The sequence below is a fragment of the Pradoshia sp. TA40_28 genome (assembly GCF_059694525.1).
The window spans coordinates 197692-210120 of the sequence record NZ_JCATZO010000006.1 but is presented as its reverse complement, the minus strand read 5'-3'; the positions used below and the strand labels follow the sequence as shown (position 1 = coordinate 210120).

General features: G+C 38.7%; 13 protein-coding genes and 1 tRNA gene. 11 read left to right on the top strand and 3 right to left on the bottom strand.

Features of this window, described 5'->3' with window-relative positions; translation table 11 throughout:
• Window position 1 precedes the first annotated feature (1 nt).
• A complete protein-coding gene (gene ulaA / locus AC58NB_RS10285) occupies window positions 2-1258 on the top strand; it encodes a PTS ascorbate transporter subunit IIC (protein WP_497426735.1) in 1257 nt (418 codons plus the stop codon).
• A 225-nt stretch (window positions 1259-1483) separates the two neighbouring features.
• Here ulaA and solA read toward each other — a convergent pair whose 3' ends face one another.
• The gene (gene solA, locus AC58NB_RS10280) at window positions 1484-2617 is read right to left on the bottom strand and encodes an N-methyl-L-tryptophan oxidase (RefSeq protein ID WP_497426734.1); all 1134 of its coding nucleotides are present in this window, start codon (window positions 2615-2617) and stop codon (window positions 1484-1486) included.
• A 323-nt stretch (window positions 2618-2940) separates the two neighbouring features.
• A complete protein-coding gene (locus AC58NB_RS10275) occupies window positions 2941-3546 on the bottom strand; it encodes a hypothetical protein (RefSeq protein ID WP_497426733.1) in 606 nt (201 codons plus the stop codon).
• A gap of 1037 nt (window positions 3547-4583) precedes the next feature.
• Between AC58NB_RS10275 and AC58NB_RS10270 the strand changes: the two genes are divergently transcribed.
• Window positions 4584-4892, top strand: coding sequence for an HIRAN domain-containing protein (locus tag AC58NB_RS10270; protein ID WP_497426732.1), 309 nt, complete (start codon window positions 4584-4586; stop codon window positions 4890-4892).
• Between the two features lie 104 nt (window positions 4893-4996).
• Here the strand turns inward: AC58NB_RS10270 and AC58NB_RS10265 are convergent.
• Window positions 4997-5069: transfer RNA gene (locus AC58NB_RS10265), tRNA-Val, on the bottom strand.
• Window positions 5070-5586: 517 nt separating this feature from the next.
• On the opposite strand from AC58NB_RS10265, the gene AC58NB_RS10260 reads away from it, so the two are divergent.
• The 9 genes from AC58NB_RS10260 (at window position 5587) to AC58NB_RS10220 (ending at window position 12428) form a co-directional block, all read left to right on the top strand.
• A complete protein-coding gene (locus tag AC58NB_RS10260) occupies window positions 5587-5682 on the top strand; it encodes a paeninodin family lasso peptide (protein ID WP_497426731.1) in 96 nt (31 codons plus the stop codon).
• A 74-nt stretch (window positions 5683-5756) separates the two neighbouring features.
• Window positions 5757-6686: an aldolase gene (locus AC58NB_RS10255; RefSeq protein ID WP_497426730.1), complete on the top strand. Its 930-nt coding sequence runs from the start codon at window positions 5757-5759 to the stop codon at window positions 6684-6686.
• Window positions 6683-6982, top strand: coding sequence for a lasso peptide biosynthesis PqqD family chaperone (locus AC58NB_RS10250; protein WP_497426729.1), 300 nt, complete (start codon window positions 6683-6685; stop codon window positions 6980-6982). Before AC58NB_RS10255 ends, AC58NB_RS10250 begins: the two co-directional genes overlap by 4 nt.
• Window positions 6983-6994: 12 nt before the next feature.
• Window positions 6995-7465: a lasso peptide biosynthesis B2 protein gene (locus tag AC58NB_RS10245; RefSeq protein ID WP_497426728.1), complete on the top strand. Its 471-nt coding sequence runs from the start codon at window positions 6995-6997 to the stop codon at window positions 7463-7465.
• Complete coding sequence (locus AC58NB_RS10240; RefSeq protein ID WP_497426727.1) at window positions 7465-8616, top strand: nucleotidyltransferase domain-containing protein; 1152 nt, start codon at window positions 7465-7467, stop codon at window positions 8614-8616. The genes AC58NB_RS10245 and AC58NB_RS10240 overlap by 1 nt, the downstream gene beginning before the upstream one ends.
• A 12-nt stretch (window positions 8617-8628) precedes the next feature.
• Window positions 8629-10398 carry an ABC transporter ATP-binding protein gene (locus AC58NB_RS10235; RefSeq protein ID WP_497426726.1) on the top strand — a complete coding sequence of 590 codons (1770 nt, stop codon included), beginning with the start codon at window positions 8629-8631 and terminating at the stop codon, window positions 10396-10398.
• Between the two features lie 59 nt (window positions 10399-10457).
• Window positions 10458-11168 (top strand): YveK family protein, encoded by a 711-nt coding sequence (locus AC58NB_RS10230; RefSeq protein WP_497426725.1) that lies wholly within the window; start codon window positions 10458-10460, stop codon window positions 11166-11168.
• Complete coding sequence (locus tag AC58NB_RS10225; RefSeq protein ID WP_497426724.1) at window positions 11165-11809, top strand: CpsD/CapB family tyrosine-protein kinase; 645 nt, start codon at window positions 11165-11167, stop codon at window positions 11807-11809. Before AC58NB_RS10230 ends, AC58NB_RS10225 begins: the two co-directional genes overlap by 4 nt.
• Window positions 11810-12134: 325 nt before the next feature.
• Window positions 12135-12428, top strand: coding sequence for a hypothetical protein (locus AC58NB_RS10220; protein ID WP_497426723.1), 294 nt, complete (start codon window positions 12135-12137; stop codon window positions 12426-12428).
• Window position 12429 lies beyond the last annotated feature (1 nt).

Sequence of the window (12429 nt, the reverse complement as noted above, 5' to 3'; positions counted from 1 at the left end):
AATGGATTTAATTATAGATATATTAAGCACCCCAGCAATTTTGGTTGGTTTATTCGCTCTGTTTGGTTTATTGCTGCAGAAAAGAGCAGCTACCGAGGTTGTATCTGGAACATTGAAGACAATTATGGGCTTCCTCATTATTGGTGCTGGTGCAGCTGTCATTACGGGTTCACTCAATTTCTTTGGAAAAATGTTAGAGAAGGGCTTCGATATAAAAGGAGTTATCCCGAACAACGAAGCGATCGTTGCGATGGCGCAAAATGCTTTCGGTACTGAAACAGCACTAATCATGTTGTTAGGTATGGTTGTTAATATCCTATTAGCTCGCTTCACTCCATTTAAATATATATTTTTAACAGGACACCATATTATGTTTATGGCTTGTTTGTTAGCAGTCGTATTATCGACAGGCGGACTGGATGGAGTCGTTTTAATTATTACGGGGTCTCTTATTCTAGGATTATTAATGGTTTTAAGCCCAGCCTTGCTACAGCCGTTTGTTAGAAGGATTACAGGTACGGATGATATTGCAATCGGTCACTTTGGTTCATTCGGATATTGGGTTGCTGGATTGGTAGGTAAAGGAGCAGGTAATAGAGCTAAGTCAACAGAAGAGATTCGAGTACCAAGAAGTTTAGGGTTCCTTAGAGATACATCTGTAGCAATCTCTTTAACTATGTTAATTATGTTCTTTATCGTTGCGATTGCCGCTGGCCCAGCTTATATTGAAAATGAGTTGAGCGGCGGTCAAAACTTTATTGTATTTTGTCTTATCCAAGCCATCACATTCGCTGCAGGTGTTTATATCGTGTTAGCTGGTGTTCGATTATTATTAGCAGAAATTGTTCCAGCTTTTAAAGGGGTAGCGGATCGAGTAGTTCCTAATGCAAAACCGGCATTAGATGTACCAGTTGTATTTCCTTTCGCTCCAAATGCTGTCATAATTGGGTTTATCTTTAGCTTTCTCGGAGGTATTCTAAGTATGATTTTACTTCCGTTATTGGGCTTGACAGTAATCGTTCCTGGTCTGGTTCCACACTTTTTCTGCGGAGCCACAGCCGGTGTATTCGGTAACGCAACGGGTGGCAGAAGAGGGGCCATGTTAGGTGCATTTGTTAATGGTATTCTGATTAGCTTCTTACCGGCCTTATTATTACCAGTGTTAGGGGACTTAGGCTATGAAGGTACAACATTTGGCGATACCGACTTCGGTATAGTGGGTATTTTCTTAGGTAATTTAATGAAGCTATTAATGTAGATGATTAAGATAGAGAGGGAGAAGAGGATGATCCTATCTCTATATCAAATTTTAATCGGATGACACTTTGTATATCAAGAACAGAAGGAGGAAAATACCTTCTTCTGTTTTTGATATGGTTTAGTACATGGATTATGAATCTAGCCATTTTCTATCTACTTTGCAAAATGATAGGGTAAGAGGCCATACAATTAAAATACCGTGAGCAAAGCATAAAGGGGTTGTTTACTTGGTAAAGCGTTTAATCGAAAAAGGTGTCATATCTAATTCTGTAGAACCTTTCGTAATGAGATCACTCAATACTTCACCAACAGCACTGGCGAATTTGAATCCATGACCAGAGAATCCTGCAGCAATACCAATATTTTTATAGTCTGGATGTAAATCAATGATAAAATCTTCATCCGGTGTCATGGTGTACATGCACGTTTTTCCATTCTTTAATGACCCAACAGAAGGCATATATGTACTAAGGAACTGGGTTAAATCATCCACATCTTCTGGGATATCACCAAATGGTCGTTTTTCTGAATCTGGATCTACAGGAACTCCGCCATCATGCCGGCCTACTTTTAATCCTGAGCCCTCAATACTAGGGAAGCCGTAATAGCTTGCTTCTCCTAATTGAAAAGCAAATCCCGGAAAATGATTCTCGCTATATAACGCTTCGTCGCCATCATACCAAGCAAATGTTTTTCGAATTGGATTTAATGGCAAATTAAGATTCAACTGTTTTAATAAATCTCCGGCCCATGCCCCAACGGAAATAACGACGGAATCCGCTGTAAATGTTGCACCATCTGAATCCTGAATCGTAACCTTATCCGATTGTGCATCTATTTGTACAACTCGACTATTGGTACGAATTTGGGCACCCTCTTTTACAGCTAATTCTCGGTATGCAGCAATGCAATTTGCGATTTGTAATACGCCAGAAGTTGGCTCAAAACATCCGAGGAAGTTTTCTGGTAACTGTAGGCCTGGCCACTTTTCATTTACTTCAGCAGCTGTAAAAACTTCCAATGGCAGATTAAATTTTTGCGCACTCGCAATTACATTTTGGACAAACGGTGCTTCTTTATCCCCCACGTTAATAACACCCGTTTGGTGGAAAATTGTATTGTCTGTTTTTTCCGCAAGCTCCTGCCACAAAGCACCAGCACGCAAAGCAAATGGCACATACTGCAATCCTTCTCCATATGCATAACGAATCAGACGTGTTCCCCCATGGTGACTGGCTTTGTCATGCGGTGGGTTAAATGCGTCCAATAATAATGTTTTTCCTCCGCCTTTTGCTAGAAAATAACCAGCTGCCATCCCCATAGACCCGGCTCCAATAACAATATGATCATAATGCATAATCTCTCCCCCTTAATGTGGTTGACCATTTACTACACTTTTCTTTTACCTAATAGGAAATTGAGGTGGTACGTTCAGAATTAATCAGTGATTCGTCACTATTTAGGTAAGTATGTATATGACTAAAGTAGGCAAAATAATGTCTTTACAGGGTGCTTTTTGCAAATTACCTTTTTTATATAAGCTTACTATTCTTTAAAGGGGAATAAGAATCAAATAATTTTGAAAAATGATTGAAATACATTTAGATTGTGGTAGCGGCATTTTTAAGTGAGGTATAACATAAAAAACAACTACATATTATGAGTAGTTGTTTTTCTTCTTTAATGTTGTAAATAAGATTGTCTTTGTAGACCTATGTATTCCTTTGCCGTGATAATTATTAGAGCTTTCTTTGCTCGTTGATGCGCTGTTACAATGGTTGAGCATTTCGCATATGCGTGGTCTAATACATTCATGACCTCTTGCCGTTTTTCTTCTGCGATTTTATCCGGGAACCAATCAATCGCGAAACCAGTAATCATATATAATGAAAGTACTTTTTGGGGGAATGATGTTGTATTGCGATTGTCCAGTTCTTCTATTATCCTTGCTAATTTAGCGTTTGATTTGAGCAGGTTATAGTAGTTTGCTGTTGCTTCATATAAAGCATCCAGCTCTTGTTTGTGATGTAATACTTGGAGTGTTGTCACCGCTTCTTCTATCGTATCAAACCAATCATCTATTCCGGAGATTAAAAGATTGGTTTGTGGATCTACTAAACCGTATCCATTCATTACTTCGCAATCTGGGTAATGCTTTAACAGTTCGCTTTTTGTCGTGAAGATATCACCGTGATAGGTCTCTCCTAGTGTATCGTATACTTTATTGGCATAGAGACGAATCAGATTTCCTTCTTTCATTTCCACTATCACTTCTAGCTTTTCCATCCTTCATTCCTTCTTTCATTTAGGTTTTAAATAGGGTAGCAGCTATATTGGAAATTTGTTTAAAAGAACAATGATTTATAAATAAAGCAAGGTTATATATTAACCTTACATTCTGATTTATTGTTTTGTATAGAGACAAATTCTTACTTATAAACTCATACTCTTAAGAATCAACTACATATTGGGCTGAGCATTTAATGATAAGGGTGGGTATAAAAGGAAGTAAAAAACCAGCTCATTCTGTACGAGAAGTATATCTTTCTCCTGATGTTCGATATGCTTTAGTAATTATAAGAATAGACAGAAACTAAATGAAATGGGAATTGAACATTCAATATGGAGGTATGCTGAGAGATTGGAAACTATCCGAAAAAATCATTTAAAAACACCTGTAAGAGGGTTAGAGTTAAAGAAAAAAGCTAGAAATAAATTCTTAAGATCACCAAAAGTAATGCGAGAAGGATAGAGGAATTTTTTATGCTAGAATTGGTACTTCATATTTCATTAAGTTTAATGGTGCTAGGAATATCATTCTTTCCGGTTCAAACAGTAAAATTTAGAAGAAGCAATCTTGATAATATTTCTGGGATATATGGATTAATAGGCATAGTTTTAGCAGGTACAGGTATTTATATTGGATTATCTGGCGAAGGACCGGTAAAAGCCTATATCTATATCACTTTTTCGGTACAACTAATTATTCTAGTTCTTTTCTCACTAATCTATAAATTTGTTAAATGGAGAGGACATTCAACTTTACTAAACATTTGTTCAATCTTCTTAATTACAATTTGTTTTTTATTTTATATTTACTATATTATAGCGAGTTTTATCTATTATTAATGTGAAAGAGAAAAGTACATGCGGTTTAAAAAGCTAGTAAAGCTAGGCCTTTGCCTGTGTCAGAGGCAATAAAATAACTTAATGTAAGATGGATATCCACTTTAAGACAAGGGATACTGTGAAACTAAATTGCAGTGAAAATCGTATATAAATAGAGAGTAAAGTAATAAAAGATGTAGATGGAGGGGATAGGAATGGCAGAGAAATATATATCAGTTGTAGGTGTTGGTCATTATTTTGGGCCGGATATTTTTAAGGTTGGACAAAAGATTATCTTAAGAAAAGACTTGGATAATAAACATGATGATGAAGCCATTCAAGCAGAGCTCGATACAATTGGCAAGGTAGGCTATGTGGCTAATAATTATCAAACAGTCGCAAAAGGCACACGTAGTGCAGGCAGAATTTATGATACGTTCGAGGATGTATGTATGGGGCAAGTGGCTTTTATTGTAAAGGATACAATCATCGTTAAACTATTGGGAAATGAAGAGAGTGTTTAAAGGGGGTATCCCAAAACACACAATCTAGCTGCACTGTCCCCACTCTATTAATAGATAAAAGGCTCAAACCTATAATTCGGTTTGAGCCTTTTTAAAATCAAGTATGATCCCGACTGGGTTCGAACCAGCGACCCCCACCCTGTCAAGGTGGTGCTCTCCCAGCTGAGCTACGGAATCAGAATAGTATGTAGTGGAACAATATTTAATATAAAGGGTTAGGCAAATAAAGTCAAGATGAATTTTGGAGGCAAGATTGGTCTTTTAAGAAGGTGTATCCAAAAAAGAAGGATTAACTTGTAAAGTGACTAGTAATTTTTGCTCACTCTATCCCAATAAAATTGTTTGCACAATAAGATATAGAAATTACACGAAAAATAGGTAAATTAGGCTCTTTATGAATGCGGATTTTGTCGTTTAGTGGGTCTTTATGTTTATTATAATATTATTTATATTTTTCAGTAAATTAGTTTGACAGAATTTACAAGAGATGATATTTTTAGGATATATTAGTTCTCTATAAAGAACTAGTGACTATTTATCTATAAATGGTTTGGAGAAGTGTGCAAAACAGATTGTAATTTGGATTATTCCTATGAATAGATAGGAATAATCCAATGCAATATTAGAATGATAGGGGCTGATTATGCTTGTATTGTTCTAAATAAAGAACGCATACATATAAGGGGGTGAAAGAATGAAAAAGGAATGGCAAAAACCGAATCTTGAGGTTCTTGATGTAAAAATGACTTTTAGTGGTGGAGAGCTTAACGGCGGTCATAGAGGAAGCTGATTGTACCGAGAAGAAAAGTGCCCTTATACAACTTTATCGTATAAGGGCTTTTTATAAAAATTGGAGTGATGAAGTTGGTTCAGACATTGAAACAAGTGATGTACCAAGCGTTTGGTTTTACTATCTCAAGTGAGATGAAGCTACCAGAATTAATTCAACTTGAAAAATCAAACTCTCCATTGGATATCGCCATACAATATGAACATTTACTAGATGAATGGAACCAGATCACAGAAAAAGAAAAAGGATATTTTGTCCGGGCCAACCGGGTTTTATTTGAAATTGAAGAGGTGGCCATCTTTGCTGTTGAAAAAGGAAGAACGATCAGCATCTCGCCGCTGCCTGGGGCAGATGAAGATGAAATCAGGCTCTATGTGTTAGGGACCTGTATGGGAATTATTCTAATGCAGCATCATTTATTGCCTCTTCATGGTAGTGCTATTGTGCTTGATGGTGAAGCATATGCCATCGTCGGTGAGTCGGGTGCCGGGAAATCCACGTTGGCTTCAGCCTTTATGGATCAGGGATTTAAATTGTTAAGCGATGATGTTATTCCAATTTGTTTTACTGGGGATCAGCCAATGGTCATTCCATCCTATCCATCACAAAAGCTTTGGCAGGAATCATTGGATCATTTTGGAATGAAATCCTCAGAATATAAGCCTTTATATGGAAGGGAAACGAAATTTTCTGTACCAGTAGGGAAAAGTTTCCTCCAACAATCCGTACCGCTCGCCGGTATTATCGAACTAGTGCCTGTCGAAGAGAGTGCTGTTTCTATCATTCCGGTGAAAGGATTGGAACGGCTGCATACCTTGTATAAGCACACGTATCGAAATCTTTTTTTAAAACCGCTTGGATTAATGGACTGGCATTTCGGTCATTCGGTCGAATTAAGTAATCAACTGGCTATTTATCAGTTGAGGAGGCCGATTTCAACATTTTCTGTTCATGAATTAGTAATGACGATTACAGATATAACGGGGAAGGGGAGGAAACAATGAGCAGTCAAATAAATGCTGCGGCAGTCGAGAAGTTTGTACATAAGGAAGGCAATGTGGTCAGTGATATGGATGGAGAGAAAGTCATGTTAAGTGTTCATAATGGTAAATATTACAATTTAGGTGAAGTTGGTGGATTGATCTGGGAGTTGTTGAATGAACCTAAGTCTATCGAGGAGCTTGTGGATCGATTAACAGAAGAATATGACGTGAGTCGTGAAGAATGTGAAATTCAGGTTCGATCATTCCTAGACCTTTTAAGAAAAGAAGAGTTAATTAATCAAACTATTACATCCTAAGGAGTTTTGTTCATGAACCTCATTCATAAAGCTCGGACCCTGCTCTCTTTAGATGCTAAAACCTTCTTGATGTATATGGAAGCTTATTGCTCCTTAGCCGTGGCTAGGATTCAAAAGAGTCTGCCCTTCTCCAAGGTTGCCCCAACACTCGGCAGCAAGATGGAGGAGACTCCTCTAACTTATATGCCAGCCCATGCTGAAATCCTGCAGTCCGTTTCCAAAAGTCTTGAAACAATGAGCAGATATACATTTTGGGAAAGTAAATGTCTGGTTATGGCAATTGCAGGAATGAGAATGCTTGAGCGCCGGGGTATCGAGAGTACTCTTTATATGGCAACGGCAAGAGATAAGGAAGGTAAGCTGAAGGCTCACGCTTGGCTGCGGAGTGGTTTGTATTTTGTAACAGGGATGAATGGGAAGGAAGAATATACAGTAGTAGGGACCTTTGCTAAACGAGTGGGAGATCAAAAGGAGGAAAAATGATGGATAGACATACTTTGCTTGTGACTGGTTTTTCCAAAGAGCTGAATCTGATGCTCGCCTTGATCAAAAATGACAGGGACTCCGTTCACCATTTAATGAAAAGCTCGATCAATTGGTATGTATTTCTGGAGGTTGTAAAGCACCACAGGCTGTATCCCATTATTTACAAAAAATTGAACGAGGGTTTAAACGAAGAAATTCCTCAGGAAATAATGTTTCAGCTCCGCAATCTTTATCAACAAAACACCTTTCAAATGATGAAATTAAGTGCTGAAATGGAACAAGTGTCAGTTAGTTTTCAAGAGCAGGGGATTCGTTGTTTATTTCTTAAGGGTCCTGCGCTTGCCTATCAACTATACGGAAATCTATCGATGCGAACCTCCAATGATCTTGATCTGTTAATCTCTTTAAAAGACTTTAATAGGGTTGATGCCATCCTCCTTGAAAGAGGATATAAAAGAGATACCTATAAACGATCGGTTTTAGGAGATTGGAAATGGAAAAATCATCATGTGGAATACTTGCATCCCGATTCCTTGCGAAAAATAGAGGTTCATTGGAAGCTGCATCCGGGTGGGGCGAAAGAGCCAAGTTTTGAGCAACTTTGGAATCGCAAGAATGTCAGTTCTTTGACTAAACAACCTGTTTATTTACTCGGCACCGAAGATCTTTATTTATTTTTGATGGTACATGGTGCACGCCATGGATGGTTCCGCTTGCGCTGGTTGCTTGATGTGGCAGACCTGTCCAAGCAAATCACAGATTGGCGAGTGATAAAAAAGATGCAGCGAAAATATCAGGTTTCCCATATCGCTGCTCAAGTCGATTTATTGGGAGAGAGTTTAATAGACAAGAAGCTCTCGCTTGTCGGTCATGTGACGGAGCACTCGTATCAATTAGCTGAAGATGCTCTCTTTTTAATTAGCAACGAGATAGATATCCACGATGATACACTTTCAAGACGGTTTGCCAAGAAGGCTGATGGCTACTATCAATCGATTATGACCAGAAGGCAAAAAGTTTTTCGAATGATTGGGGCGCTTTATCCTTGTATTGACGATGCAAAGACATTGCCATTGCCTAAATCACTGCATTTTTTATATTTTCCGCTACGGCCGTTTTTGTGGATGTGGAGGCAGATCGTTAGTTAGGGGAGAGCAAAGATGAAATCTTTATGGATGTTTATCCAGGAATTACGGACGTATGCCGGTAAAATCCTCTATGTGAATTTACTTGGGATGGTAATCGTTAGTTTTATAGAGAGTATCAGCATCCTTCTGCTTATTCCGATGATTGAAATGAGCGGTATGATGGACCAGGCGGGAAAGACATTGCCCTTTAGCGAATGGTTTGCCTTTATAGAGGAGATACCTGTTGCAATAGGTTTAGCTATCATTTTAGTCATCTATGTAGTCATTATCACAGGACAGAATTGGATTCAAAAGAAATTAACGATTCAAAACAGAATGATTTATGTAGGATACACCAATCATCTGCGCACAAAAATATATCAGTCCTTACTCTGGGCGGATTGGTTGTTTTTCCTGAAGAAACGGCGTTCTGACTTATTAAACAGCCTCACGGATGAATTGAATAGAGTGAGTGTAGGAATCAGTCAATTCCTGCTCCTGGCTACTTCTGTCGTTTTTACGATCATCCAAATTGGTATTGCTCTGTGGTTGTCTCCTGAAATTACATTTTTTGTTTTATGCTGTGGCGGAGTGCTGGGGCTGTTTTCGAGAAGGTATATTAAAAAGTCAGAAGCGATAGGGAATCAGACAACGGAAATTGCCAGATCCTATTATGGAGATATATCCGATCATTTAAATGGTATGAAGGAAATTAAAAGTAATTCTTTGGAACACACGATGAATAAGTGGTTAAAGGGTTTCAATGATCGGTATACACAGGAACGCATGCAAAATGCAAATGTTCAGGCGCAATCACAATTCTTTTATAAAACCTCTCAGGCTTTATTAGTTGCCCTTTTTATCTATTTATCTTTTAATCTGTTTCATTCTGCACCTGAGGAATTGATTGTGATTGTATTGATTTTTTCAAGATTATGGCCAAGGTTTACGGCTATCCAATACAGTATGGAACAAATTGCATCGGCGCTTCCCGCCTTTGATTCCTTAACGAAACTACTAAAGGAATCTCAATCATCGAATGAGGCACCGACCATACAAGGGACTTCTGTTCACTTTAAAGGCGACCTTACTTGCCAAGATGTTTCCTATCGCTATCAGGCAGACTCGGAACGATATGCTTTACAAACGATTAATCTCACCATACCGTTTCAATCAACGACAGCCATTGTCGGGAGATCAGGGGCAGGTAAAAGTACGCTAATTGATTTAATGATGGGCCTGTTGAAAGCAGATGAAGGAAAGATCAATATCGGCGGAATTGAAGTGAATGAAGAGAACAGATACTTGTTCAGGCAAAACATCAGTTATGTGCCTCAGGATCCGTTTTTGTTTAATGGGAGTATTCGCGATAATTTTATGTTAATCTGCCCGGAAGCAAAAGAGGAAAATTTGTGGGAAGCATTAGAGTTTGCGGCAGCTGCTCAATTTGTTCATAAATTGCCGAATGGTTTGGATACGTTAATAGGAGATCGCGGTGTTCGACTCTCTGGTGGGGAAAGACAAAGACTTGTTTTGGCAAGAGCCATTCTTAGAAAGCCATCCGTCCTCATATTAGATGAAGCGACAAGTGCATTGGATCAAGAAAACGAATCCAAAATTCAGGACGCACTCGATCGATTAAAAGGCAAGATGACTATTATTATTATCGCTCATAGGCTATCTACGATTCGCAATGCCGACCAAGTACTTGTTCTCGATGCAGGTCGGATTGTGCAAACCGGACGATACAAGCAACTTGCTGAAGAAAAGAAAGGGGTATTTAGTCAGCTGCTTGGTTCTTAAACTTTTGTAGAATTAGTTAGGTGGGTCAGGAAGGCCAAAAAGAAGATAGGGGGAGTTGGATGAATCCCGGGAATTCAAAGGAAATCAATATCAGGACCTGGATTAGTGTCTTAAAAAAGAGAGCAGGGATTATCGCCATCTTTGCCATTCTTACACTTATTTGTGGTTTATTCTATATCAAATGGTTCACGACTCCGCTCTATCAATCATCGGCGACGATTATTATCGAAGCGGATGCCGACTTGAGAAATACTCTTCAGGTGATTATTACAGACTCCAAAGTGATGGAGAAGGTTGGTCAGGAGCTGGGTCTTTCCATGAGTCCGGAAGATTTGGCAGAGAAAATTTCGGTGACGAGTATTGATAATTCACAGGTTGTCAATATTGGGGCGGTTGATCAAGATCCCAGGCAGGCAGCAGATATTGCCAATACAACAGCAAGAATATTTAAAGAAGAAGTGCCTTCTATTATTAACTTTGATAATGTTCATTTTCTTTCAGAGGCAAAGGAGAATTCAACTCCCATCAATGAAGACCATACGAAGCTGCTTATTGCTGCATTTGGTTTGGGAGTGATTGTGGGAATTGGTTTTACCTTTTTGCTGGATTCACTGGATCATTCTATTCGCAGTACGGAAGATATGGAAAACTTAATTGGTATACCGGTGATCGGGAGAGTTTCAAAGATTAATCGAGTGAAGAGAAGTCCAACGGGTATAAACGGACAAAAAGTCTTGGTTACCCACAGGGGTGAGGAATTTCCATTATGACCAGAAGAATAATTCTTAAATCGATACAGAAAAGAATATTACCATTTTCGGTGAAACGAACGCTTATTTCTGAGGAGTTTAGAGAAATTCAGACAAATATTCATTTTTCAGAGAAGGGGGCTGACTGTCGCATTATTTTGGTTACCTCTCCATCAGAAGGAGAAGGTAAAACGACCATTTCTTCTAATCTGGCAATCTCCATGGCATTGCAGGGAGAAAAGGTTTTGCTGATTGATGCGAATTTAGGTAAACCGGCGATCCATTCCTTGTTTAGAATCCGTAATACAATTGGCTTGGCTGATCTATTAATAGGGAAGACGACGTTAGGGCAATCCGTTTATCCTAATTGGTTGGAGACATTGGGAATTTTGACAAGTGGGGGAACAGTTCCAAAAGCAGGATTGTTAGGCTCCGACGTGATGGATAAGATTTTACATGAGGCTACTGAACAGTATGACAAGGTCATTATTGATTCTGCCTCCATTTTAGAAGCAACCGATACTAAATTGCTGGCTCATATGTGTGATGGTGTATTGCTGGTCATTCAAAAGGACCGTACCTCCATAGAGGATGCAACCCATGCTCGCAAAATGTTGGAGATGGCGAAAGCAACCATTATTGGCGGAGTTTTAAATAGATAACTATTTTTTTTGATTGATTTGTTCTTTATATAGAATGAATCGTGCTTTTAATGGGATTTATATCTGTGGTGATGTCTCCTGACCATTATCAATGGAGGTACTCGGTCATCTTGTGGGTGATAGCCTTAGACGCCAGTCGTCGGGGAGGTGATGTGAGGACGGGTTAGATGCCCTTTTGATTTTATAGCGTTTTTATTGTTCGTGCTTTCAAAAAATGTAAATGGCGCAAATTTTTCATAGCTGACCAGTAAAGTCTTTACTTATATGGGAGAGCGGCATATAGGTAAGGGCTTTACGAATAGGACCAAAGAAGGAGGGGAGAACAATGACTAATAAACAGCGGTTTTGGATATTCGCTCTAATGGATTCATTTATCATTCTGACAGCTGTTCTTTACGGCATATTTCTGGTAAACGCGTATATAACGGCGGCAATAAAGGATATAGTGCTATTTGGAGTCATGTTCATCCTCGTTAGTTTATTTTTTTCAATGGTATTCAAGTTATATAGAAAAGCATGGGAGTATGCGAAGTATACCGGAGAGCAATTAAAAGAGCGATTATTTATGTTGGCTGATGATCAAAGGCCAAGGGTTGTCGGATTGGTGATGGAGGGATGAG

Bases quoted from the DNA above. Each gene is read 5' to 3' on its own strand.
- ulaA (WP_497426735.1), top strand. From the start codon at position 2: ATGGATTTAATTATAGATATATTAAGCACCCCAGCAATTTTGGTTGGT.
- solA (WP_497426734.1), bottom strand. From the start codon at position 2,617: ATGCATTATGATCATATTGTTATTGGAGCCGGGTCTATGGGGATGGCA.
- AC58NB_RS10275 (WP_497426733.1), bottom strand. From the start codon at position 3,546: ATGGAAAAGCTAGAAGTGATAGTGGAAATGAAAGAAGGAAATCTGATT.
- AC58NB_RS10270 (WP_497426732.1), top strand. From the start codon at position 4,584: ATGGCAGAGAAATATATATCAGTTGTAGGTGTTGGTCATTATTTTGGG.
- AC58NB_RS10260 (WP_497426731.1), top strand. From the start codon at position 5,587: ATGAAAAAGGAATGGCAAAAACCGAATCTTGAGGTTCTTGATGTAAAA.
- AC58NB_RS10250 (WP_497426729.1), top strand. From the start codon at position 6,683: ATGAGCAGTCAAATAAATGCTGCGGCAGTCGAGAAGTTTGTACATAAG.
- AC58NB_RS10245 (WP_497426728.1), top strand. From the start codon at position 6,995: ATGAACCTCATTCATAAAGCTCGGACCCTGCTCTCTTTAGATGCTAAA.
- AC58NB_RS10240 (WP_497426727.1), top strand. From the start codon at position 7,465: ATGGATAGACATACTTTGCTTGTGACTGGTTTTTCCAAAGAGCTGAAT.
- AC58NB_RS10235 (WP_497426726.1), top strand. From the start codon at position 8,629: ATGAAATCTTTATGGATGTTTATCCAGGAATTACGGACGTATGCCGGT.
- AC58NB_RS10230 (WP_497426725.1), top strand. From the start codon at position 10,458: ATGAATCCCGGGAATTCAAAGGAAATCAATATCAGGACCTGGATTAGT.
- AC58NB_RS10225 (WP_497426724.1), top strand. From the start codon at position 11,165: ATGACCAGAAGAATAATTCTTAAATCGATACAGAAAAGAATATTACCA.
- AC58NB_RS10220 (WP_497426723.1), top strand. From the start codon at position 12,135: ATGACTAATAAACAGCGGTTTTGGATATTCGCTCTAATGGATTCATTT.